Annotated in this window: 19 protein-coding genes; 8 read left to right on the plus strand and 11 right to left on the minus strand. The window is 60.6% G+C overall.

Annotated elements, in window-relative coordinates:
• Positions 1–54: 54 nt before the first annotated feature.
• Positions 55–1,932, plus strand: a complete 1,878-nt coding sequence (locus EHF33_RS17010) for an amylo-alpha-1,6-glucosidase (RefSeq protein ID WP_124874400.1) — start codon at positions 55–57, stop codon at positions 1,930–1,932.
• Positions 1,933–1,992: 60 nt separating this feature from the next.
• On the opposite strand, the gene EHF33_RS17015 is transcribed toward EHF33_RS17010, so the two are convergent.
• From EHF33_RS17015 to EHF33_RS17025, 3 genes are all read right to left on the minus strand, one after another.
• Positions 1,993–3,681, minus strand: coding sequence for a glycoside hydrolase family 13 protein (locus tag EHF33_RS17015; RefSeq protein WP_124874402.1), 1,689 nt, complete (start codon positions 3,679–3,681; stop codon positions 1,993–1,995).
• Between the two features lie 304 nt (positions 3,682–3,985).
• The gene (locus EHF33_RS17020) at positions 3,986–5,878 is read right to left on the minus strand and encodes an AfsR/SARP family transcriptional regulator (RefSeq protein ID WP_124874404.1); all 1,893 of its coding nucleotides are present in this window, start codon (positions 5,876–5,878) and stop codon (positions 3,986–3,988) included.
• A 489-nt stretch (positions 5,879–6,367) separates the two neighbouring features.
• Complete coding sequence (locus EHF33_RS17025; RefSeq protein ID WP_124874406.1) at positions 6,368–7,381, minus strand: MBL fold metallo-hydrolase; 1,014 nt, start codon at positions 7,379–7,381, stop codon at positions 6,368–6,370.
• A 131-nt stretch (positions 7,382–7,512) separates the two neighbouring features.
• On the opposite strand from EHF33_RS17025, the gene EHF33_RS17030 reads away from it, so the two are divergent.
• Together EHF33_RS17030 and pgi are read left to right on the plus strand one after the other, a co-directional pair.
• Entirely contained in the window at positions 7,513–8,550 is a 1,038-nt protein-coding gene (locus EHF33_RS17030; RefSeq protein ID WP_124874408.1) for an LLM class flavin-dependent oxidoreductase, read from the plus strand.
• A gap of 166 nt (positions 8,551–8,716) precedes the next feature.
• Entirely contained in the window at positions 8,717–10,354 is a 1,638-nt protein-coding gene (gene pgi / locus EHF33_RS17035; RefSeq protein ID WP_124874410.1) for a glucose-6-phosphate isomerase, read from the plus strand.
• 55 nt (positions 10,355–10,409) lie between these two features.
• Here pgi and EHF33_RS17040 read toward each other — a convergent pair whose 3' ends face one another.
• Both EHF33_RS17040 and EHF33_RS17045 read right to left on the minus strand, forming a co-directional pair.
• The gene (locus EHF33_RS17040) at positions 10,410–11,201 is read right to left on the minus strand and encodes an enoyl-CoA hydratase-related protein (protein ID WP_124874412.1); all 792 of its coding nucleotides are present in this window, start codon (positions 11,199–11,201) and stop codon (positions 10,410–10,412) included.
• A gap of 179 nt (positions 11,202–11,380) precedes the next feature.
• Complete coding sequence (locus tag EHF33_RS17045) at positions 11,381–12,100, minus strand: FadR/GntR family transcriptional regulator (protein ID WP_124874414.1); 720 nt, start codon at positions 12,098–12,100, stop codon at positions 11,381–11,383.
• Between the two features lie 123 nt (positions 12,101–12,223).
• On the opposite strand from EHF33_RS17045, the gene EHF33_RS17050 reads away from it, so the two are divergent.
• From EHF33_RS17050 to EHF33_RS17060, 3 genes are read left to right on the plus strand one after another with little or no spacing between them, the layout of a single operon-like run.
• Complete coding sequence (locus EHF33_RS17050; RefSeq protein ID WP_124874416.1) at positions 12,224–13,498, plus strand: acyl-CoA dehydrogenase family protein; 1,275 nt, start codon at positions 12,224–12,226, stop codon at positions 13,496–13,498.
• The gene (locus EHF33_RS17055) at positions 13,488–14,276 is read left to right on the plus strand and encodes an SDR family NAD(P)-dependent oxidoreductase (protein ID WP_124874418.1); all 789 of its coding nucleotides are present in this window, start codon (positions 13,488–13,490) and stop codon (positions 14,274–14,276) included. The genes EHF33_RS17050 and EHF33_RS17055 overlap by 11 nt, the downstream gene beginning before the upstream one ends.
• Entirely contained in the window at positions 14,273–15,343 is a 1,071-nt protein-coding gene (locus EHF33_RS17060; protein ID WP_124874420.1) for a phosphotransferase family protein, read from the plus strand. The genes EHF33_RS17055 and EHF33_RS17060 overlap by 4 nt, the downstream gene beginning before the upstream one ends.
• A 36-nt stretch (positions 15,344–15,379) precedes the next feature.
• Here EHF33_RS17060 and EHF33_RS17065 read toward each other — a convergent pair whose 3' ends face one another.
• The 5 genes from EHF33_RS17065 to EHF33_RS17085 form a co-directional block, all read right to left on the minus strand.
• On the minus strand, positions 15,380–16,681 hold the full coding sequence (locus EHF33_RS17065; RefSeq protein ID WP_124874422.1) for an ABC transporter substrate-binding protein: 1,302 nt from the start codon (positions 16,679–16,681) through the stop codon (positions 15,380–15,382).
• Between the two features lie 71 nt (positions 16,682–16,752).
• Positions 16,753–17,613 carry a carbohydrate ABC transporter permease gene (locus tag EHF33_RS17070; protein ID WP_241191417.1) on the minus strand — a complete coding sequence of 287 codons (861 nt, stop codon included), beginning with the start codon at positions 17,611–17,613 and terminating at the stop codon, positions 16,753–16,755.
• Positions 17,610–18,524, minus strand: a complete 915-nt coding sequence (locus EHF33_RS17075; RefSeq protein WP_164473589.1) for a carbohydrate ABC transporter permease — start codon at positions 18,522–18,524, stop codon at positions 17,610–17,612. The genes EHF33_RS17070 and EHF33_RS17075 overlap by 4 nt, the downstream gene beginning before the upstream one ends.
• Positions 18,525–18,630: 106 nt before the next feature.
• Positions 18,631–19,842, minus strand: coding sequence for an aminotransferase class I/II-fold pyridoxal phosphate-dependent enzyme (locus EHF33_RS17080; protein ID WP_338135046.1), 1,212 nt, complete (start codon positions 19,840–19,842; stop codon positions 18,631–18,633).
• The gene (locus EHF33_RS17085) at positions 19,839–20,825 is read right to left on the minus strand and encodes an NAD-dependent epimerase/dehydratase family protein (protein ID WP_124874424.1); all 987 of its coding nucleotides are present in this window, start codon (positions 20,823–20,825) and stop codon (positions 19,839–19,841) included. Before EHF33_RS17085 ends, EHF33_RS17080 begins: the two co-directional genes overlap by 4 nt.
• Positions 20,826–20,979: 154 nt before the next feature.
• Here EHF33_RS17085 and EHF33_RS17090 point away from each other — a divergent pair, with 154 nt between their 5' ends.
• Positions 20,980–21,540: a PaaI family thioesterase gene (locus tag EHF33_RS17090; RefSeq protein WP_241191387.1), complete on the plus strand. Its 561-nt coding sequence runs from the start codon at positions 20,980–20,982 to the stop codon at positions 21,538–21,540.
• Complete coding sequence (locus EHF33_RS17095; RefSeq protein WP_124874426.1) at positions 21,537–21,941, plus strand: hotdog fold thioesterase; 405 nt, start codon at positions 21,537–21,539, stop codon at positions 21,939–21,941. Before EHF33_RS17090 ends, EHF33_RS17095 begins: the two co-directional genes overlap by 4 nt.
• A gap of 23 nt (positions 21,942–21,964) precedes the next feature.
• Here EHF33_RS17095 and EHF33_RS17100 read toward each other — a convergent pair whose 3' ends face one another.
• Positions 21,965–23,809, minus strand: a complete 1,845-nt coding sequence (locus EHF33_RS17100; protein ID WP_241191388.1) for an ABC transporter ATP-binding protein — start codon at positions 23,807–23,809, stop codon at positions 21,965–21,967.
• Between the last annotated feature and the right edge of the window lie 51 nt (positions 23,810–23,860).

A 23,860-nucleotide genomic window follows, 5' to 3' on the forward strand; every position in this document is an offset into this window, starting at 1 on the left:
TATAAGCTGGCCTTCCAACTCTCCTTTATTTCCCTCCTCCTTACAAGGATGTTCATGCTGAATACCCGCACTGTTCTCAAAGAAAATGATTTGTATTTTGTAGGTGACGCTCAGTATGCCATTGCCGAAGGTGAAAGCGGCCTTTACCGCCGGGATACCCGCTTTCTGAGCCGCTATCAGTGGCAACTCGGTAACGAAACTCCTCAGGCCCTGATGCAGCATGAACGCTATCCGTTCTGGCTGCGCGAACACAGCGCCAACGCCAACGTGGGTTACACCATGAAAGTCGGAATTGCCCGCGATTTGACGGTGCTGGGCAGCGAAGTGCGCGACGTGCTGAGCGTCACCCGCTATATCGGCAGCGGGCCGCAGACGCTGAGCCTGAGCTTGGCCGCCGACTTTGCAGACATGTTCGAGGTGCGTGGCTGGCCGCAGGGCATCGAACACCGTCAGGTCAGCGCCGAGGCGGCAGACGGCGGCGTGGAGTTCCGTTACACCGCTCAAGACGGCCTGCTGTGCCGCGCCCTGGTGCAAGTCTCGCCCGCTGCCGAGTGGGACGGCGAAAAGTTGATTTGGACGCTGAGCGAGGCCGAAACCCACATCAAGGTCAGCACCTTTTTACTGGAAGGAGACGAAACAGCGACCTCCGGCGACGCCGCTGCACTGGCCAGCGAGTACGATGCCCTCCACGCCCGCCTCAGCTCCGCGCCGCTCAGTGACCCGCTCGATCAGCAGGTGGTGGCCCAGAGCGTGGAAGACCTCCGCAGTTTGTCGTTTCATACGCCGCAGGGCCCGTTTCCAGCGGCGGGCCTGCCCTGGTTCGTGGCTCCCTTTGGCCGCGACAGCCTCATCATCGCCCTGATGGTCAAAGACGCCTTACCGGAAATGGCGCTCTCGGTGGCGCGGTATCTGGCGGCTAAGCAGGGCACCAAATACGACAGAGCGACTTTGGAAGAACCCGGCAAGATTCTCCACGAGGAGCGCGTCGGGGAGCTGACCCGCCTGGGCCGCACTCCGCACCGTCCTTACTACGCCACCGCTGACGCCACGCCGCTGTTTGTCTGGTTGGTGGGCGAACTCAGCGGCCAGCACCCCGAGTTGGCTGCTGAGCTGCGCCCGCACTGGGAAGCGGCCCTGAATTGGTGCCTGACCGACGGCGACCCCGATCAAGACGGCTTCATCGAGTACACTCCTGACCCGAGCGGCGGGATCACCAACGCGGTGTGGAAAGACAGCGGCGACAGCACCTTTACTGCTGAAGGTGTAGACGCTAGCGGCCACATCGCGGTGGTGGAGGTGCAGGGCTACGCTTACGCGGCTTATCTGGCCGCCGCCAGCTTGTACCGTCAGCTCGGTGAAGCGGGCTTGGCTGGCGAGTGGGAACAGCGGGCCTCGGCGTTGCGCCAGCGCTTCCATGCCGCCTTTTGGTGGCCGGAGCGTCAGTATTATGTTCATGGCCTCAACGGTGACAAGCAGCCGATGAAGGTTCTGGTCAGCAATCCGGCCCACACCCTCTGGACAGGCATCATTCCGCCGGAGTTCGCTTCCAAAGTGGCGGCCACCGCGCTGGGCGAGCAGCTTTGGAGCGGCTGGGGCATTCGTACGCTGGGCGAAGGCGAAATTCGCTACAACCCGGTGTCGTACCACAATGGCAGCGTCTGGCCGCACGACACCGCTGCCGCCGCGCTGGGGATGGCCCGCTACGGCCTGAGCCGCGAGGCCCAGCAAGTTGCCCGCGCTCTGTTTGACGTGGCCCGCGCCGCCGGCGACAAGCGCCTCAGCGAGCTGCTGGCCGGGTTCAAGCGCGAAGGGCAGGCCGACGTGCCGGTGCCGTATCCTGCCGCCTGCCACCCGCAGGGCTGGGACGCCGCTGCGCCGCTGGCCTTGTGGCACCTTTTGGAAGTGGTGACGCTGGAGCCGCAACCAGTCTAATCCGTTGCACAAAAATGGGGTGTCCGCGCTGATTTGCGGACACCCCATTTTTGTCACATCTTACTTTGCCCGAATCACCACAGCTTGATATGGCTCCAAGTTCAATTTTTCGGTCAGTTGCAAGCTTGAATAGTTATTGCTCAAGACTTCGCCGCCCACGAACTCGGCAGGAATGCGGTACTGGCCCGCCTTGGCCGAAAAGTGGGCCACGATCAGCAGCTTGGTGTGGCCGTCACTGCGCAGGTAAGCGTAAATGCTGGGATGCTCGGCGTCCAGCAGCTCATACGTGCCGTCCCGCACCACGTCCAGCGATTTTCTCAGGGCAATAAGGTGCTTGTAGTGGTGCCAGACCGAATCCAGATCGGCCTCGGCGGCTTCCGCGTTGATGTTGGGATAATTCGGGTTAATTTCCAGCCAGGGTTTGCCGCTGGTAAATCCGGCATTGGGTGAGGCGTCCCACTGAACCGGCGTGCGGGCGTTGTCGCGGCTCATGGCGTGGATGCTGGCCATGATGCGCTCTTCGCTCCAACCGTGGAGTTCACGCAGCTCACGCTCGGCTCCCAGCGTCTCAAGGTCGTCGTACTGATCGACGCGCTCAAAACGGACGTTGGTCATCCCGAATTCCTCGCCCTGATAAATGTACGGCGTGCCCTGCATAAAGTGGAGCAAAGTCGCCAGCATCTTGGCGCTGGGCACCCTGAATTCGGGGGAGTCATTACCGAAGCGCGAAACGGCGCGGGGCTGGTCGTGGTTGTCCCAATATAAGCTGTTCCAGCCGCGATTGTGCAGACCAGTTTGCCAGCGGCTGAGAATGCTTTTCAGTTCCGGCAGTGTCCAAGGTAGGTTGCTCCACTTGCCACGTTCGCCGCTGCCCAGTCCCACGTGCTCAAACTGAAACACCATATCAAGTTCGCCTCGCTGGGGATCGGAGTAGCGCACGGCGTCGTCCACGCTGGCCCCCGGCGTTTCGCCCACCGTCATCAAATCGTAGTGGCTCAGCACTTCGCGGTTCATTTCCTGCAAGAATTCATGCACGCGGGGGCCGTTCATAAAATACGGGTAGCCGGAGGTCAGCGCCGTGCCTGTTATCGGCTCAGCGTCTGGGTAAGCTTGGTCTTTGGAAATGAGGTTGATCACGTCCATCCTAAAGCCGTCGATGCCCTTGTCGAGCCAAAAGCGCATCAGGTCGTAGACTTCGGCGCGGAGCTTGGGATTTTCCCAGTTGAGATCCGGCTGCTTAACGCTGAACAAGTGCAGGTAATACTCGCCCGACGCTTCATCGAGCTGCCAGACTGGGCCGCCGAAAAAGGCCTGCCAGTGGGTCGGCATGTCACCGTTCACAGGCGGTTTCCAGATGTAGTAATCGCGCTTTTCCGAGTCGGGGTGGTCGCGGGCTTCCACGAACCACGGATGCTCGTCGCTGGAGTGGTTGACCACCAGATCCAGCATGATTTTGAGACCGCGTTGGTGCGCTGCGGCGAGCAGTTCGTCAAAATCCGCCATCGTCCCGAACTCGGCCATGATGGCGCGGTAATCCGAGATGTCGTAGCCGTTGTCGTCGTTGGGTGAAGCGAAAATAGGGGAGAGCCAGAGGACGTCTACGCCCAGCCGCGCCAAGTAATCCAAGCGCGAAAGAATGCCGCGCAAATCGCCGATACCGTCGCCGTTAGAGTCTTGAAAGCTGCGCGGATAAATTTGGTACACCACTGCGTCTTTGAACCAGGGTCGGGCGTTGAGGGTGGAAGTCATGGTCGGCATCATAGCAAGGCGTTGGCGAGTCGCCGCTTGCCAATATGAGTGAAGTGCCCTATTATTTCCCGCATTCCCGAGCGGGCAAAAACTGATAGACTGCGTCACATGAACGGGCGCTGAGTGCTGGGTGAAGCGCCACTATGAGGGAGTAGGCCTCAAACCATTTTGTTAAGTATTCGACAATCACAGGTTGGGGTTTTCATCCCTTCCTCAAGTGGGTGGAGAGGCCAAAATCAACTCAGCTGCTGCCGGATGTAAATCCGTTCAGTTATATCCGGCAGCAGCTGAGTTGGAGCAGGTTTTAGCTCATTTGCCGCTGCAACTCGACGACGTAGCGGGCCAAGTCTTGTGGTGAAGCCACCAAACGGGCCACCGCCACCCGCGTTTCGAGCATGTCGAGGTCGCCGGGGTCGAGCTTAAGCGATTGATTGGCCAGCAGCAGGGCGCGGCGCAAATCCCCATCATCACGCGCCTTTTGAAGTTTGGAGCGCAGCTCAGCCGAAAGGCTGCGGCGCAACTCCTCGCGGGTGTCGTCCACCCAGTCACTTTCCATTTTGGAATCCGGTAAAAACGGCCCCCGGTAAAGCGAAAGCGCCCGCGCCGTGTCGCCGCTTCTGAGGGCTTCGCGCAGGTGTTCGGTGTCGAGGTCAACGTGGACGCCCGGCCCTATGCGGTAGTGCGGCGATTTGGGGCTGCCGTCCATCCACAGCACTTCCTGACCGAGTTTGACGCGCAGTTCTCGGAACACCGCCCGAAAATAATCGCCTGCCGTTTTGCCTTCACGGTCTGGGTAGAGTGTGGCTTCGAGTTCTTTGCGCGTCGAGCTGGGATTGAGGGCCAAATACACCAAAGTGAGGACGCTACCCTGCAAGCTCAATTTGATTTCCTCACCGTTTTTGAACACGGCGGCGCGGCCCAATGTTTGAATCCGCAGATGCAGTGCGGTGTTGTCTGGTACGCTGTCGCGGCCCATCAACACTGCGAGCTTACCGAGCAAGACTTCCATGTAGGGCGACAAATCCGGCTCAAGCAGGGCGTGTTGCGCCAAATCCGAGAGTTCGGTGATATCTGGCGAGTAAAGAATCAGGTCGCGGGCCGACAGCAAGCCTTCCATCGCCAATTTGAGCGACGTGCCTGCTCCCTCGGTGTCGCCATTCTTGGCCTGAGCATCGGCCAAATGCAGCAGCGAGCGCAGTTGGGCGCGGGATTCTAGACGCGGCGAATCGAGCGCTTCCTGAAGGGCTTCAATGGCCGCTCCGTAAAGACGGCGGCGGCGCAGCAACATGCCCCGCGTGGCAATGACCAGCGGGTGATGGCCCTCGGGCGCGAGTTCGTAGAGCGTTTCCATGGCCAAACTGTGATCGCCCCGCAAGCTATAGAGGTCAGCGAGGCTAGCGGCTGTCCACGTAGAAGACTCGAAATCCTGCAAATCTTCTACTACACTTTGAAGTTCATGAAGAATTTTGGTGTATTTTTCTTGATCTCCGAACAAACGGTAGTATTCAGCCTCGACAGAGAGAATATGAACGTGGGATTTGAGTGAATCTGTAAATTGAAGCGCTTCTTGTGTAGAATCTAAAGTCTTTCGGGCCTCTTTGACTTCTCCCAGTGATATCTGAACTTCTGCTAAGCCTCCTAAAGCTGAAATTCGGAAAATGGGTTGATCTGTCAGTGGCAAGCGGCGTATGGCTTCTTGGTAGAGTTGTCCAGCTCTATTGAGATCACCAGCTGTAAGGTGCATTTGAGCAATAGTTTGGGTGACGCGGCCAATGAGTTCATCATCGCCCAGCGCCATGTAACCGTGCCATGCTATCTCACAGCGCTGTAAGCCCATTTCAGTACGGCCCGCAAGGAAATCAACCGTTCCCCACCAACGCTGGGCACGTAGAAACAATTCGCCCGACAATTTTGGGGTGACTTCCATAAAATGGGTGCTTGCTTCAGCCAATCGGCCAGTCAAGCGGAGAAGATTGCCGTATTCGACCATCCCTTCTGCGTCGCCTGCTCGGCTGCTTCTTTCGAGCGGTTCTTCAGCTTGCTCAAAGTGGCCGCTAAATACATAGGCATTTCCAAGTACACGCAAGCCCTCTGGGCTGAGGTCGGTTTGGCCTGTCAGAAGCGTGATGACGGTTTTGTATTGACCATGTTCAAAAGCAGCCAACGCTTCGTTAATCGTTCTCGCTTCGGTAGTCATAAAATTATCAATACTATAGCTGTATGAGCAGTAAGAAAACGTTAAGAGTTTTCCGGTTACCGTAAAAGATTAATTCCTTCAGGGCAAGAACAAATCTCGCATTCGTTCATAACAAATTATAGAAGGGGAATCATGAACAAAGCTATCAAAGACTTCGGAAACTAAGTAGCAGATTACACCCTACCACTTATCTTTCAATCGAGTCAATCACAGAACCATCAGGGGGGAATCATGAGCAAAGCCATCAAAGACTTCGGAAACTAAGTAATAACTTACATCCTGCCGCACATCTTCAAAGCTAAATAAGCTTGCTAGAGATTTATCAAGAGGGTAATATGAATAAAGCTATCAAAGATTTCGGAAACTAAAAAAATGCCTTACAACCTACGTTTTATTCCTCCAGCGTCTTTCTAGGCGCTGGTTTTTTTGTGCTCCAAAATTAGCTCACCTGATCTGACAAAGGTATTACAAAAGCCAGAAAAGTTTGGCTCAGGCTGTCTGGTAGAGCGGTGAAGCTTCTTCGTCGCGCTCCATCTGCTCAAGGTTGGCCACCCGCACTTCGCCGCGTGCACTGAGATACTCCACCAAAGCCCCTACCTTTTCGAGCGCCAGCAAGGTGTCGTAGCTTTTGACACGCGGATAGAGTTGGCTGGTAATGGTCTGCAAGCTGCTGGGAGCGGCGCAAATGCTGAGAATGCGGTTCATTTTGCGGGTGTGTGAGGCGCGAATGTCGGCGGTGCGGGCACGCAAATCTGAAATTGGCTCCTCGTGTCCAGCCAGCGTGAGCACAATGCCTTCTTCGGCGTCCAGAAGGTCAAGCGAGTGCAAGTAATGCGACAAGCCGTTGCCGGGCGTGATGCTCTCAGCGGAGAGATGCGGTGTGGTGTGGGCCAGCACCTGATCGGCGCTCAGCAGCACCTCACCCACGCGCAAGCAGACTTGCCCCGGACAATGTCCCGGCGTGTGAATGACTTTAAAAAGGCCGTCCAGTAGGTCGCCGTGATGGAGTTCGGTGTCAACGGGGCCGCCCACGAAACGGATTTTGCCCGCGCCGTACATCTTCATAAAAGCCGTTACCCCAGCCGCGTCCACGCCTGCTCCGTGCAAAAAGGCCCTCAAGGCCCGTGAAGTCAGCACAATTCGCTCGCGGTAAGCGCTTAGCACTGGCTGGTCAAGCTCGTGAACGGCGACGGGGGCCTGAGTCAACGTCCGCACAAAGTCCAAGCCGCCGTGGTGGTCGATATGGCCGTGGGTAATCACGATGCGTGACAAGCCTACCCAGGTGATGTGGGCGTCCATTTCGCTGAGCGCCGAAAAGCCTGTGAGCAAGTCGGCGTTGCTCTGCTCGGTGCCGCTGCCGGTGTCGATCAGGGCCGTGTATTCGCCGCGCCGCACGACGTAGATGTTGGCCAAAAAGTCGCCGAAGACCCGCACCGGAAAGCTGTAAATCAAAGTGCCGTCGGCGAGGGCGTGGCGCTCGGGTGGGGGCAGGACAAAGGACATACCCGCTTTGATAGCACATTGTCCGTGTTCTGGCCGCCTGTTACCTGCTCCGGAACAAAGCAAGCCAGTGAAGTATTCCAAAAGAGAGCGCGTCTGCGGTTGACTTTCCCCGTGCGGCGCAGACTATGGGCATGACCTCTCCTGTTCTTTCCGTTCTCGATTTGGTGCCGCTTACCGCTGGCGGCAGCGCTCAGGCCATTAAAGACACTGTGGAACTGGCGCAGCACGTTGAATCTTTGGGCTATCAGCGCTACTGGCTGGCCGAGCATCACAACATGCAGTCGCTGGTCAGCAGCGCTCCCGAACTGCTGATCGCCGCGCTGAGCCAGCGCACCACCACGCTGCGGCTGGGCGCGGGCGGCATGATGTTGCCCAACCACTCGCCGCTCAAAGTCGCTGAACTGTTCCGCACGCTCGAAGCGCTGGCCCCTGACCGCATCGATCTGGGACTGGGCCGCGCTCCGGGCACCGACATGAGGACGGCGCTGGCCCTCAGAAGGTCGCGTGAAGCTTTGCAAGCAGACGATTTCGAGTCTCAACTCACCGAACTGCTGGCCTTCGGTGGGCGCGAGTTCGCGGGTAAGCATCCGTTTGCGGGCAGCGCTTTTGAAGGCGTGATCGCCGCGCCTTATGATCAACCGCTTCCGCCACTGTGGATGCTGAGCAGCTCCGGTCACGGCGCGTCGGTGGCCGCCGAAATCGGCGCGGGGCTGGCTTTTGCCGCCCACATCAACCCCGACTTCGACTTGGCGGCGCAGGCGATCAAAGCCTACCGACAAGCCTTCCGGCCTTCCGAGCAGTTCCCGGTTCCCAAAGTCATCGTGGCGCAAACCGTGATCGTGGCCGACACCGACGCCGAAGCCGAGCGCCTGGCCTTGCCGCTGGGCCTGATGTTCTTGCGGTTGGTGCGCGGCCAGACCGAGCCATTTGCCAGCGTGGAGGAAGCGGAGCGCTATCCGTACACGCCCGCCGAACGCGCCCAGCTCGCCACCATGCGCCGAACGGGCCGGTTTGTGGCTGGCAGTTCGGCAACGGTCAAAGCGCGGCTGGATCAAGTGCTGGAGATGACCGGCGCGGATGAGCTGATGATCGGCAGCATGATCCCCGATTTGGCCGACAGAAAGCGCTCATATGAACGGTTGGCGCAACTCTATCCGCAAAAAGTGTAGCAGAGCGCGGCAGATTAGCGCGGGGTTCTTTGCTGCCGCATTGCTCAACACTGTTATTTCTAAAGAAAGTTTGGGTAAACAGGTTTATGCGGCGCTGCTATCCTGAAACTGTTTGGCTCGGCACACTTTTCCTCCACTGCTTTGTGCCCGCCGGGAGGCAGCACCCATGACAAAACCCACTTCTCTAACCCAACAGCCGGCTTGGCAAGCCTTAGAGCGTCACTACGATCAGCTTAAAGACAAGCAGTTGCGGGAGTTGTTCGCCGACGACGCCGGGCGCGGCGAAAAGCTGACTGCCGAGGGCGCGGGCCTGTTTCTGGATTACTCCAAGAACCGGGTGACCGACGAAACGCTCAGGCTCCTGCTACAGCTTGCCGAACAGACCGGCGTGGCCGCCAAGCGCGACGCCATGTTTGCGGGCGAGAAAATCAACGTGACCGAAGGCCGAGCCGTGCTGCATACCGCCCTGCGCGTTCCCAAGGGCGGCACGGTGATGGTGGACGGCGTGAACGTGGTGCCGGAAGTTCACGCGGTGCTGGACAAGATGGCCGCCTTCGCTGATCAGGTACGGGCTGGGACATGGCTGGGTTACACTGGCAAGCCGATCAAAAATATCGTCAATATCGGCATCGGCGGCTCTGATCTCGGCCCGGTGATGGCTTACGAGGGCCTTAAGTTCTACAGTCAGCGCAACCTGACCGTGCGCTTCGTCTCGAACGTGGACGGCACCGACCTCGTCGAAAAAACACACGGTTTTGACCCCGCCGAGACGCTGTTTATCGTCTCCAGCAAGACCTTCACCACGCAGGAAACCATGGCGAACGCGACCTCGGCGCGGGCTTGGCTGCTGGGAACGTTGAAAGACGACTCGGCGGTGGCGCGGCACTTCGTGGCCGTCTCCACCAACGCGGAGGCGGTGAGCAAGTTTGGCATCGACACCACCAACATGTTCGGCTTCTGGGACTGGGTGGGCGGGCGCTACAGCATGGACAGCGCCATCGGCCTGTCGCTGATGATTGCCGTTGGCCCCGCCCACTTTCAAGAGCTGCTGGCCGGGTTTCACGAGATGGACGAGCATTTCCGCACCGCGCCCGCCGACAAAAATCTGCCGATGCTGCTGGCCCTGTTGGGCGTGTGGTACGACGATTTTTTTGACGCCCAGACCGTTGCTATTTTGCCCTACGACCAATACCTCTCGCACTTCAGCGCTTATTTGCAGCAGCTCGATATGGAGAGCAACGGCAAGCATGTGACGCTTGAGGGCGATCTGGTGGATTATCAGACCGGCCCAGTCATCTGGGGACAGCCCGGCACCAACGGCCAGCACGCGTTTTATCAACTGATTCACCAGGGCACCAAGCTGATTCCCTGCGATTTCATCGGCTTTATTCAGACGCTCAATCCGCTGACGCCGCACCACGATCTGCTGATGGCCAACGTGTTCGCTCAAACCGAGGCGCTGGCGTTCGGCAAGACCCGGCAGGAAGTCGAAGCCGACGGTGTCGAGGCTGAACAAGTGGCGCACCGCGTCTTTGAAGGCAACCGGCCCACCAATACCATCTTGGCCGACAAACTGACCCCGCGCATTCTGGGCAGCTTGATCGCCCTGTACGAACACAAAGTCTTCGTGCAGGGCGCGATCTGGAACATCAATTCGTTTGATCAGTGGGGCGTAGAACTCGGTAAGGTGCTGGCCTCCAAAATCGTGCCGGAGCTGCAAGCCGGGGCCGAGCCGGATTTGCAGCACGACAGCAGCACCAACGCTTTGATTCGGCGCTACCGGGCGGGCAGACGGGCGGAGTAGATTCTTAGCTCTCAGAGAAGAGCCGCCCGTCTGCGAGTTCGGGAAGCTCAGGCGCTCAGAATTTCCCGAACTCCGGCTTGCGTTTCTCGGCAAAGGCCCGCACGCCCTCTTCGTGCTCAGCATGGTCGCCTGCCAGTTGTTGCAAGACCGATTCGTTGTCCAGCGCGGCGTCTAGTGAGCTGCTCAGGGCAAAGTTGAGCGCCTGCTTGGTAAGGGCGAGGGCGTTCAGTGGGCGGGCCGCTAGGCGCTCGGCGTAGGCCTGCACATCATCTGCGAAGGTTTCGGCGCTGTAGACCTGTTCACACAGGCCCATGTTCAACCCGTCTGCGGCACTTACTTTTTCGGCAAAGGCCATCATTTCAAAAGCTCTGGCCGCGCCTACCAAACGGGGCAAGAACCAAGTGCTGCCCGCGTCGGGGATCAGGGCGATGTTGGAAAACACCTCGATCAGGGTGGCGTTCTCGCTCCATAGCCGGACATCGCCGCTGAGGGCCAGACTCGCGCCCGCGCCCGCCGCCACGCCGTTAACCGCCGTGATAACGGGTTTTTTCAGGCTCCGAATGGTTTGAATCAGCGGAATGTAAGTGTGGCGCAGGTGCTCGGTGAAGTTGGTGCTGCCTTCCCGGTTTTGCACGTCGCCCAGATCCTGCCCGGCACAAAAGCCGCGCCCCGCCCCGGTGATGACAACAACGCGCACGGCGGGATCGGTTTCGGCAGCTTTGAGGGCCTCGGTCAGTGAGAAAAGCAGCTCGTCATTGGCGGCGTTGAGGCGCTCGGGGCGGTTGAGACTCAGCGTCAGGACAGCGTTCTTGGTTTCAGACAAAAGAACAGGATTGGATGAAGTCATAAGGTTTAGAGTATACGGTTGCCGTTCAATCCGTTCCAAAAATGCAACCCCGTCATTTTTACAATTCTTTTCCTGACGACCGCTCTTTTCTTCTTCCGCTGTCTTGGGCAGAACGGTACCTCTTGCGCCTGTTGACCTTCCGGTTCAACAGTTCTTTCAAAACAGACTGACCGAAATGCTCATTCCTCTTGCAGGGCAAGGTCGAGTGCTGCTTCCGCCGCCGTGAAATGCATCTGACTGGCCTCCACAGCGGCCTGCTCGTGGCCCGCTTTCACTGCGGCGAGCAGCACTTGGTGGCGCATCAGCAGCTCGGCAAACCCCAGCGCCGACGGCTCGGCATTGCGCCCGGCGCGGATGCTGTAGCGGGCAGCTTTGCTCAGCGCTGTGACTTGCAGCGCGATCAAAGGGTTGCCCGACGCCTCGGCCAACAGCGCGTGAAAGTGAACGTCGTGGCGAATGTACGCGCCTCCAATCGGCCCCGCTTCACGCATGGCGTCCAGCGCCCGCTGAAGTGACTCCAGCGCGTCGGGCGTGGCGTGACGGGCTGCCAAACGCGCCGCCTGGGTGTCGAGCGCCGAGCGCAACTCCATGATTTGCAGCGGCGTGACCTGTCCGGTGTACATGGCGTGGCGCATCAGGGCGCTGACCGGCAGCGAGTCGATCCGGCTGACTCTGGGGGTCTTGCCGTTGGAAATGTCGATCACCCCGGTGGCCGCCAGCGTCCGGTAAGCTTCGCGCACCACGCTGCGGCTGACATTGAGCTCACGGCTCAGTTTCACTTCACTTGGCACCGCGTCACCTGCTTTCAAGCGCTCGTGACGGATGTATTCCATCAAGTAGCGGCTGACCTGAAAAGCGCGGCTGTCAGCAGTTTGGTCGGTGGTGGGAAGTTTAGTCATCACTGGTGGTGAGCAGAGCGGACTCAAACTCCTGCCCTTGCAACAGCCTATCAGACAGGTTAGGGTTGAGGAGCATCCAACCTTGTTTCTCTCCCACCTTTTCGCATCTTCGGAGGGTCAACCATGACCGGTACATTAGATCAGACCACTGCGGTATTTACCCGCTCAGGGCGCACCCAAGACTTGCAGCAGCGCCTCAGCGCCTTTATGCAGGAGCACATCTATCCCAACGAGGCCGAGTTTGCCCGGCAAGTCGACACCGGTAACCGCTGGGAACACGTGCAGCTCATTGAAGACCTCAAGCCTCTGGCGCGTGAAGCGGGCTTATGGAACCTGTTTTTGCCGCGTGAAAGCGACCCGGAAGGCCAGTTCGGTGCAGGTCTGAGCAGCCTCGACTATGCGCCGCTGTGCGAGATCATGGGCCGGGTCTGGTGGGCACCCGAAATCTTTAACTGCAATGCCCCTGACACCGGCAACATGGAAGTGCTGACCCGCTACGGCACCAAAGAGCAGCAAGAAACCTGGTTGACGCCGCTGCTGAACGGTGAAATCCGCTCCTGCTTCGCCATGACCGAGCCGGAAGTGGCCTCGTCGGACGCCACCAACATCGAATCCAGCATCACCCGCGACGGCGACGAGTATGTACTCAACGGGCGCAAGTGGTGGACCTCGGGCGCAGGCGATCCCCGCTGCAAAGTCGTCATCTTCATGGGCAAGACCGACCCCAACGCCGAGCGCCACTTGCAGCAGTCGATGATTCTGGTGCCGCTGGACGCCAAAGGCGTGACCGTCAAGCGGATGCTGACGGTGTTCGGTTACGACGACGCGCCGCACGGCCACGCCGAGGTCATCTTCGAGAATGTGCGTGTACCCATCACCAGCATGCTGCTGGGCGAGGGGCGCGGCTTTGAAATCGCGCAGGGCCGCCTCGGGCCGGGCCGGATTCACCACTGCATGCGCCTGATCGGGCAGGCTGAGCGGGCTTTGGAATTGATGGTGGCGCGGGCCGCTGAGCGTGTGGCGTTCGGCAAACCGCTGGCCGCTCACCAGCACATTCATGAGCTGATCGCCGAGAGCCGCATCGAGATTGACCAAGCCCGCCTCCTGACCTTGCAAGCCGCCCACATGATGGACACGGTGGGCAACAAGGCCGCCCGCTCGCAGATCGCTGCCATCAAAGTGGTCGCGCCAAACGTGGCCCTTAAAGTCATCGACCGCGCCATTCAGGTGTTCGGCGGCGCGGGCGTCAGCGGCGACACACCATTGGCCCAGATGTACGCTCAGGCCCGCACTCTGCGGCTGGCCGACGGCCCCGACATCGTGCATTTGGAAACGGTAGCCAAAATGGAACTCAAGCGGCAAGGCGTGGACACCCGGAGGAAAGGAAATGGAGCTTAAAGGTAAAACCGTTGTCGTCACCGGCAGCGCGTCCGGCATCGGCAAGGCCCTGACCGAGCGTTTCGTCAAGGAAGGAGCGCGGGTGATCGCCTCAGACCGCAGCGCCGAGGCGGGCCAGCACGAGGCCGAGGCGGCTGGAGCCAGATTCGTGGCAGTAGATGTCAGCCACGAAAAAGACATTCAGCGCCTCATCGAAGATGTCTGGGCCAATGAAGGCGAGATCGATCTGTTTTGCTCCAACGCGGGCATCGCCATCGGCGCGGGGCCGGAGTCGCCCGACTCACAGTGGCGCTTGATTGAAAACGTCAACGTGATGAGCCATGTCTGGGCGGCCCGCCACCTGCTGCCGCGCATGCTGGAACGCGGTGAGGGGTACCTGCTCAACACTGCCTCAGCGGCGGGCCTGTTGACCGAGCTGCACTCCGCGCCCTACGCCGTGACCAAGCACGCCGCGCTGGCGTTTGCCGAGTGGCTGGCCATCACCTACGGAGACCGGGGTATTAAAGTGTCGTGCCTGTGCCCGGAAGGCGTCTGGACACCGATGATTCAGAATGCTCCTCTGCTCCAGCAGACCGCTGTGACCACCGACGTGCTGGTGGAAGCCGTGCTGGAAGCGCTGCGCGAGGAAAAATTTCTGATCACCACCCACGCCAGCACCTTGCAGAGTTTTCAAGTCAAGGCGGAGAACTACGACAACTGGATCGGCAAAATGCGGCGGCTGCGCGGTAAAGCGATGGCGCTGCTACAAAATGCCAGCGTTGGCAGCAAACCAGAGTGAGCGCCCCTTCCTCTGATACGGCCCGCGTCCGCAGGGGTGAGGAACTTGATCTGGACGCTCTGCATGCGGTTTTGCGGCCGGTGCTGGGCGACGTCCAGCTTGAAGTCGAGCAGTTTCCCGGCGGCCACAGCAACTTGACGTATCTGGTGAAGGCCGGAGCAGGTGACAGTGCAGCCGAGTACGTGCTGCGCCGCGCTCCGCTGGGGCCGGTTGCGCCCAAAGCCCACGATATGGTGCGCGAGTTTCACCTCCTCGAAAAAATCCATCCGGTGTTCCCCGAAGCGCCGCGTCCCGTCTTTTTGTGCGAGGACGCGGCGGTGCTGGGGGCTCCCTTTTTCCTGATGGAGCGGCGCAGGGGTGTGATCATTCGCACCTCCATGCCGCCCGAATACGCCGACTTGCCCAGCGCCCCCCGCCAAGCGTCCGAAGCGCTGGTCGACACGCTGGCGCGGCTGCACGCCGTAGACCTGGTCAGCAGCGGCCTGAGCAACTCAGGTAAGCCCGAAGGTTTTAACCGCCGCCAGGTCGAAGGCTGGGCCGGACGCTGGCAACGCGCCGAGACGCACCCGAGCGTCCACAGCAAGCAGGTGGTTGACTGGCTGCTGTCCAACGTGCCTGCTGAAAGCGCTCACACCATTGTCCACAACGATTTCAAGCTGGATAACCTGATGCTCGCTTCAGATGATCCGTCCAAAGTGGTGGCCCTGCTCGACTGGGAGATGACGGCCATCGGCGACCCGCTGGTGGACTTGGGGCTGACCATGGCCTACTGGACGCAGCGCGGCTTTCCGGAGCACCAGCGCACGCCGGTTGGCGAACCTGCCGCCGCGCAGGGTTTTTTGACCCGTGCCGAATTTCTGGAGCGCTACGCCGAGCAAACGGGACGCGACCTCTCGAACCTGCGCTGGTATGAAGTGCTGGGCGTCTTTAAGCTCGCAGTGATTTTGCAGCAGATCTACGCCCGCTACCACGCCGGACAAACCACCGACGAGCGCTTTGCTCTGCTCGGTGAGCAGGCCCAAGCCCTCATCGAAGAAGGAGCGCGGCAAATAGGGGAGGGGGCTTAAGCAAAGCGCTCTGCCCCTTCCCCACGGCTCACCCTCTTATTTGTAATACTTGGCCAGAATGTCGTTGCCTTGCTGCTCAATTTGCTTGGCAGCGTCGTCAAGCGTGATTCGGTTGGCCAGCAGTTGCTGAAAGGTAGGGGTCAGCACTTTACTCTTGACCTCAGTAAAGCCGCTGACTTCTTGAAACGGAGCCATCGTCAGGTATTTGGCCGATTCGGAAGCAGTCTTCCAGCCGTTGTTGGGCGACTGAAAGTAAGAGCCTTTGAGGGATGAGGTGCGGGTGGGAAACAGCCAGTCGCCTGCCGCCAGCTTGCCGTCGTTGGTGCGATTGGTTAAGCAGTTGATGAACTGCATGGCTTCTTTTTTGTGGGTGCTGGAAGCGGGAATGCTCAAGGTCTGGGTGGCCGATCCCTGCGCCTGACTGAGCGCCTTCATCGGCGGCAGCACGCCCCAGTTAAAGTTCTTGGGGCCGCTCTCGGCGATGGTCTGACGTGCCCACACCCCGATGCCCGGCAGCATGGCGAACTTGCCGGAGAAAAAGCCCGCGAACAGCTCGGGGCTCTGGGCGGTCAGGCCGTCTGGGGCCGCCGATTTGTCGGCGTAATGCATGTCCAGCAGGATTTTGAGCAGCGCTTTTTCTTTGTCGCCTACCTTGATGACGTACTTGTTGCCACTCTTGTAAAAATAGTTGCCGCCGAAGCCCAGCGCCAGATTCAAAATCCGGTTGGTGGGCGAGCGCAGCCCGAAAGCCGAGCCGTACTGCTCCGGCGTGCCGTCGCCATTTTTGTCGATGGTCAGCTTTTTGGAAGCCTGCTGAAACTCGGTCCAGCTCCACGGCTTGGCCACCGTCGGCACCCGGATGCCCGCCGCCTTGAACAGGTCTTTGTTGTAGAGGGTAATCAGCGACTCCCACAAGAACGGCACGCCGTAGATGTTGCCGTTGTCGGCGGTGACAGTCTCCCACGCGCCTTTGGCCACGTCCTTTTTCATTTCTGCCGGAATCATTTTGGAAAGGTCGGTCAGGTAGCCGCGTGCGCCGAATTCCATGACCGGCGTGGATTCGTAGTGAAAGATGTCCGGCACGCTCTTGGCCTCGAATGAGGTGGTCAGGTAGTCCTGAACCGAGTCCCAGGAGACTTGCTGGTAATCCACCTGATAGCTCTTGCTCTGGGCGTTACAGCCGGCCACTGCCGTCTTGACCGCCGCAATCGCTTGGGTCTGCCACGCCAGACTGACGAAGCGCAGTTTGACCGGAGCGTTGTTTTGTGCGAGGGCGGCGGGCTGCACGGTAACGAGCAAAGCGGCGGTCATCAGGGCGATCTTTTTAGGTGTTTGCATAAGCGTCCTCGCTGAGCTGTGAGCTGGAGAATAGATTGAACGTTGAAGGTGGAAATTTATCTTAACGGTTCTTAAGCCTTGACCCCGCCCGCCAGCAGGCCCGACACCAAGCGGCGCTGCATAAAGGCGAACAAAATCAGCGTGGGAATGGTGGCCAGCACGCTGCCCGCCGCCAGCGGCCCCCAACGGGCTAGGCCCTCGACGCCCCGCAGCCGCGACAAATTGACCTGGATGGTCATCAGTTCGGGCGACTTGAGCAGCACCAGCGCGAAGAAAAACTCATTCCAAGCGTTGATGAAAGCGTATAAGCCGGTGGCGATCAGTGCCGGCAAGATCAGCGGCACCAGGATGTGGCGAATGGCCTGCAGAGGCGTGGCTCCGTCCACCGCCGCCGCTTCTTCCAGCTCAACCGGAATGCCCGCGATGTAGCCTTGCAGCATCCACAGTACGAACGGCAGGCTCCACACTACGTACACCAAAATCAGGCCGAGGTGGGTATTGACCAGGCCGAAGCGGGCCAGAATCAGGAACAGCGGTACCAGAACCAAGATGACGGGAAAGGTCTGCGTCACCAAAATCCAGATCAGCACCGCTTTGTTGATGCCGCTGGGCCGTCTGGCCAGCGCGTAGGAAGCCGGCGTGGCAATCGCCAGCGTCAGTGCCGCCGAGATAATGCTGACTTTGAAGGTATTGAAGGCGCTCTGCAAGACCCCGAGGTCGCTGATGGCCTCCGAGAAATTGCTCAGCGTCGGCGCTTTGGGAAAAAAGCTGGCCGCGCCGAAGATTTCAGCGTTGGGTTTGAAGGCGGTGGAGAGAAGCCACACCACCGGAAACGCCAAGAACAGGACGAAGCCCCACATCAGCAGCGACATCAGCAAGCGGGAGCCGGAAAACTTGGATTTGCGGCGGTAAAAGCTCTCAGGAGCGCTCACGCCGCCGCCTTGGTGGCCGACAAAAACTGGCTGCGAACGCTGTAGAGCAGTGCCAGCCCGATGATCAGCACGATGGCGAGGCCCAGCGCCGAGGCGTAAGCGATGTTGCCGTAGCGGAAGGCTTCCTCGTAGGCGAACAGCATCGGCAGGCGGGTGGTTCCGGCAGGCCCGCCCTCGGTGAGGGTGTAGACCAGACCGAACGAATTGAAATTCCACATAAATTCCAGCGCCGAAACCGCCAGAATCACCGGCATCATCAGCGGCAGAGTGACGTGGCGAAGCTGCTGCCAGCTTGAAGCTCCGTCGAGCGAGGCCGCTTCGTGGAGGTCTTCGGGAATGGTCTGGAGGCCCGCCAGCAGCACCACCGTCGCCTGCGGGAGTCCCGTCCAGATGCCCACCACGATCACGGCGGGCAAAGCCCAGGTGAAGCTGCCCAGCCAGTCGATCGGCGATTTGAGAATACCCACCGACACCAAAAAGCCGTTGAGAAAGCCGCTGCTGGGATGGTAAATCAGCCGCCAGATCATACCCTTGATGACCGGCGGAATGGCCCAGGGAATCAGTACCAGCACGCGGGCCACGGCCTGTCCGGGCAAGCGGGCGTTGAGCAGCAGCGCCAGACCCATACCCAGCACGATCACGCCCGCCGTCACCGTCACCGTCCAGACGGCCCCAATTTGAAACGAACTCCAGAACTGGCGGTCTGAGGACATCTTGGCGAAATTGCCAAACCAGATGAACTTCCGGCTCTGCGCGCCCAGCGTGTAATCGGTGAAGCCCAGATAGACGCCCTGAAGCAGCGGCCACACCGACAAAACCACCACGGGAAGCAGGGTCGGTATGAACAGCCACCACGACACGCGGGCGTAGCCGCTCGGCGCGGGTTTTTTGCCAGCCGCTCGAGCAGTCATCAGGCGGCACTCATGCCAAGAGGAGAACTAAACAAACGCCAACCGTGCGGCCAGCTGATCAGGGAAGCAGTGAACATTAAGCCAACATTAGCGCACGGCGCTCAGTTCAGGGAGTGGCCCTGCCCAGCGCTGCCAGAACTTCATCCACGTCGGCGGGAGTGTGGTCGGCGTTGATCTGGAATCTGACGCTCTCGTCGCCTTTCGGTACCACCGGATAAGAAATGCCGGTGGCCAGGATGCCTTTGGTCTTGAGATCGGCCACCCGCGCCACCAACTTGGCTTGATCGCGCACGAACAGCGGCACCACCGGATGCTGGCCGTCCAAAGTTTCAAAGCCGCGCTCCTTGAGGCCGCTGCGAAACTGCTCGGTGAGCGAGCGCAATCTGGTCAGCCGCTCACGGCCCCACTCGCTATCGGTCAAATCGAGCGCGGCGTGGGCGGCGGTGGCTTCTCCGGCGGTGATGGGGTTGGAGTAGATGTAGGTCGGCGACTTCTCGCGCAAATAATCGATGAGGACGTGGCTGCTGGTCACGTAGCCGCCGTTGACCCCAAACGCCTTGCCCAGCGTGCCGATCAAAACGTCGACCTGCGTGTGGGTAAACTCCTCGGTGCCGCGCCCGGTCTGCCCGAAGGCCCCGACTCCGTGCGAGTCGTCGACGACCAGCAGCACGCCCTCGGGGAAATCGGCGTCGTGGGCGCGGCAGATGGCGGCGATCTCAGCCAGCGGCGCGTGCGCCCCGCGCATCGAGAAAATGCCGTCTGTGACGACGAGGGCACGCGCCGCACCTTTGGCTGCCGTGAGTTGGGTGTCCAATCCGTCCAGATCGAGGTGTTTGTAAACGGCTTTGCTGTGGGGGCGCGAAAGCCGCACGGCGTTGATGATGCAGTTGTGGTTGAGTTCGTCGCTGATGACAGCGGTCTGCGGCGTAATCAGCACGCTCAGCACGCTCAGCACGGTGGCGTAGGCCGAGCTGAAAATCATGGAAGCCTCGCGCCCGTGAAACGCCGCCAGCCGCGCTTCCAACTGCACATGCGGCAAATACGAGCCGCTGATAAAACGCACCGCGCCGGGGCCGACGCCGTAGGCCCGCACCGCCGCTTCGTCGGCCTCAATCAGCTTGGGGTGAAAGCTCAGGCCGAGGTAGCTGTTGGCGTTCATCCGCAGATACGGCGCGGGGTCATCGCGCAGCACGAAGCGCGGGCCGCTTTCGCCCTGCGGCTGGATGACGCGCTCCACCAACCGCTTCAAAGCTCTTGCGTTTGCCCTCGGCGCGGAGAGAATCGAGTTCTTGCTGGGCGAGCGGGTGAAAGCGGTCAAGCGCCATGGGCAAGTCCTCCGGTGGTGTGGTGGGTCAGCGCGGCGAGCATCTGGCTGGTCATGCGCTGGAGGTCGTAAGCAGGCTGCCAGCTCCAATCCTGACGGGCCGCCGCGTCGTCTATGCTGCGCGGCCAGCCATTGGCAATTGCCTGACGCACAGGATCGGGAGCATAACTCACCTCGAAGTGCGGCAAGTCAAAAGCGTGCAGCTGGCGTCGGATGGCGGCGGCAATCGCGGCGGGGGTCAGGCTCATTCCGGCCAAATTGTAGGCGTTGGGGTAGCGCAGCGCCGACTTTGGCGCGTCCATCAGTTCCAATGTGGCCCGCACGGCGTCGGGCATAAACAGCATCTCCAGCGCGGTGTCGGGAGCCAGAAAGCAGGCGTACGGTTGGCTGCTGGCCGCCGCGTGATACATCTCCACGCTGTAATCGGTGGTGCCGCCGCCCGGCGGGGCCGAGGCTGAGATCAGGCCCGGATAGCGCAGGCCGCGCACGTCCACCCCGTAGCGCCGGGCGTAGTCGTCGCACAGCAGTTCGCCCGCCACTTTGGTGACGCCGTACATGCTGGTGGGCCGCAAACTGGTGAGCTGCGGCGCAAGGTCGCGGGGCGTGTCGGGGCCGAACACCGCGATCGAGCTGGGTGCGAACACCCGGCAGCCGCAGGTGTGGGCGGCGTCCAGCACATTGATGAGGCTCTGCATGTTGAGGTGCCACGCCAGCGCGGGTTTGGCTTCCGCCACTGCCGAGAGCAGCGCGGCGAGGTGATAAATCTCCTGAATTCCTTGGGCTTGCACGGTGGCGAGCAGACCCGCCGCGTCCAGCCCGTCGAGCAGCTGAAACGGGCCGTTCGCTGCCGGATGACCGGGACTGGGGCTGCGAATATCGGTGGCCAGCACTTCCGAGACGCCGTAGCGCTCCCGCAGGGCCAGCGTCAACTCGGTGCCGACCTGGCCGAGCGCTCCGGTGATTAAGACGCGGGTCAAGACACACCCCGCTGAGAAAGAAAGTGCAAACACGTTAGGCGCATCCCTTTAGCTTACTCGCCCCCCAACGACTTCAGGCCCCGATCACCCCGAAGAACGGATAAACCGCACGCGCTTGCTGTTGGAGGAAGGCGGACTTGGCTATGCTGAGAAAGTGAGTATCAGCGAGTCGACTTCTACTTCTGCCGCGCCTGCATTAGAGGCCAGGCAGCGCACCTACACCTGGCAAGACCCCTTGATCGGCGCGGAAGCCGCTCAGCAGCTCAGCGGCCTCGAATACCTACGCGGTATGGCCAGAGGCGAGTATGCGCCGCCGCCCATCGGCGATACGCTGGGCTTCCGGCTGCCCCGCGAAGCCGATGTGCAAGACGGCCAAGTGACTTTTTACCTGACGCCCGAAGAGTTTCACTACAATCCCATCGGCAGCGTTCACGGCGGCGTGTATGCGGCCCTGCTCGACTCGGCGCTGGGCTGCTGTATTCACACCAAGTTGCCGGCTGGCGTCGGTTACACCACGCTCGATCTGGCCGTCAAATACCTGCGGCCCCTCAAAGTCGGTATGGGCGAGGTGCGGGCGGTGGGCAAAGTCATCAGCGTCTCCCAGCGGGTCGCCACCGCCGAAGCGCAAATTTTGGACGCAGCGGGCAAGGTTTGTGCCACGGCTACCACCACCTGCCTCATCTTGCGGCCAGCCGCCAAAGGAGCAAACGGATGACCCAAGACGCATTTCTGACAGAGGGCACGCTGGTGGAGCATCTGGGCATCACCTTTTCTGAGCAAAGCGGGCAAAAAGTGGTGGCGAGCATGCCGGTCGAGGCCCGCGTGCATCAGCCGTTCGGGATTTTGCACGGCGGCGCGAGCGTGGTCTTGGCCGAAACGGTGGCCAGCATCGGCGCTTACCTGAACGTCAGGGAGCGCGGCATGGTCGCGGTGGGCCTAGAGATCAATGCCAATCACCTGCGCAGCGTGGCGTCCGGCACGGTCACGGCCACCGGAACGCCGATTTTTCAGGGCCGCACCACCGAGGTCTGGCACATTGAAATTAAAAACGAAGCGGGGAAAATGGTCTGCGTGTCGCGCTGCACGCTGGCCGTGATTGTGCCGCCAACCCGCTAAGCCAATCCGTTAGGCTGCTGCTCTCAAGTGGTTTGGCTGGCCCTGTCCAGATAGCCCGCCGCCTGCAAATTGTAGAGCGCGGCGTAGCGCCCGTTCAGCGTCATCAGCTCGTCGTGGCTGCCCGCTTCCATCACCTTGCCTTCGTCCAGCACGATGATCTGGTCGGCCAGCCGCACCGTGGAGAAGCGGTGCGAGATCAGCAGAGTGATGCGGTCACGGGCTTGCTCCCGCAGCGCCTGAATGGTGTCGAACTCGGCGCGGGCGTCCAGCGCGGCGGTGGGTTCGTCAAACACCAGCACCGAGGCGTCGCGGAAGTACAAGCGGGCCAGCGCCAAGCGTTGCCACTGTCCGCCCGAGAGTTGCCGCCCACCCTGAAACAGCCGTCCCAGCGGGGTTTTAAGGCCTTCCGGCAGTTCGTTGACGAAGTCGGCCCCGGCCTGCTCCACGGCGAGTTGCTGGCCGGCCTCGTCGCCCAGGCGCTCAGTTTCGGCCAGCGAGATATTCTCGCCCGCCTGCATCTGGTACTGGCCGAAGTCTTGAAAGATGATGCTCATCTGCTTTTGCACGCTGCGCGGACTGAAGCGTGCGGCGTCTTGTCCATTGAGCAAAATCTTGCCCGCCGTTGGCTCGAAGAGGCGGGTCAGCAGTTTCATGGCCGTCGTCTTGCCCGCGCCGTTCTCGCCCACCAGCGCCAGCGCCTCGCCGCGCCGAACAGTGAAACTCAGGCCGCGCAGCACGTCCCGTTCGGTCAGCGGATAGCGGAAAGCCACCTCCTGAAACTCGATGGTGTCAATCGGGCCTTCCCAAACTTCGCCTGCGTTGAGGTCGCGGCTGGGCAACTCCAAAAACTCGTAGAGGTTTCGCATATACAGCAGATTCTGGTAAATGCCGCTGATGCCGCTCAGCAGGCCCGACAGGGTGCCCTGAATCTGAGCGATGCCCAGCGCGAACAGCGAGAAGTCGCCCACCGTCAGCTGCCCGGCAGCGGCCCGGCGCAGCACCAGCGCCGAGGCCGCGCCCACCAGCAGCGCCGAAACCAGCGACGCGCCGAGATTACCCCAGCCGCGCCGCCGCACGATGCTTTCCAGCTGCTTGCGGAAGCCGAGGTAATACTCGCGCCAGCGGGCCAACAGGTACGGCTCCACATTAAAGAGCCGCACTTCTTTGACCAGGGTGTCGCTGGTCAGGATACTGCCGAAGTAATTCTGGACGCGGGCGTCGTGGGTTTGCCAGCGCAGCATCCGGTAATTTTCGACTCCAAAGCGGCTGGAGACGTAGACCCCCGGCAGCGCCGAGAGCAAAATCAGCGGCACGATCAGCGGGCCGAGCTGCGCCATCAGGCCGCCCACCGACAGCAGCGTGACGAGGCCGCCTGCGAGCCCGACAATCTGGGTCGCCACCTGCACCGGCCTCGCGCCGACCTCGCGGTAGGCCTGCTGAAGGCGGTCATAGGTTTCGGCGTTCTCAAAGCGCTCGACTTCCAGCTCAGTGGCTTTTTGCAAAATCATGGCGCTGATCTGGTGCTGGAGGCTGTCGCCCAGCAGTTCGCGGGCCGAGTTCTGCACGGTGCTCAGCACGCCGCTGGTGATGACCAAGCCGACTTGTAGGCCCAGCAGCGAGAGCAGTGAAGCGTAAGACTCGCCGCCCGTCACCGACTGCGCCACCGCGTTGAGCAGCAGTTTGCTGACATACAAGTTGGCGGCGGGCAGCACCGAGGCCAGCAAAGTGGTGAGAGCAAACCAAGTCGTCTGGGCTGGGCTGGCCCGCCACACTAGCCGCAGGGTGGCCGCCAAGTCTTTGAGTTGCTGGCGCTTTGAAGTCTCGCTGGCGGCAGAAATTTTGGGCGCGGAGCGCTGCGGAAAAGTCACACGCGAGTTTAGGGCTTAGCAGGACGGGACAAGGTAACAAAAGGAGGCAGC

The sequence above is a fragment of the Deinococcus psychrotolerans genome (genome assembly GCF_003860465.1).
Lineage (GTDB): Bacteria > Deinococcota > Deinococci > Deinococcales > Deinococcaceae > Deinococcus > Deinococcus psychrotolerans.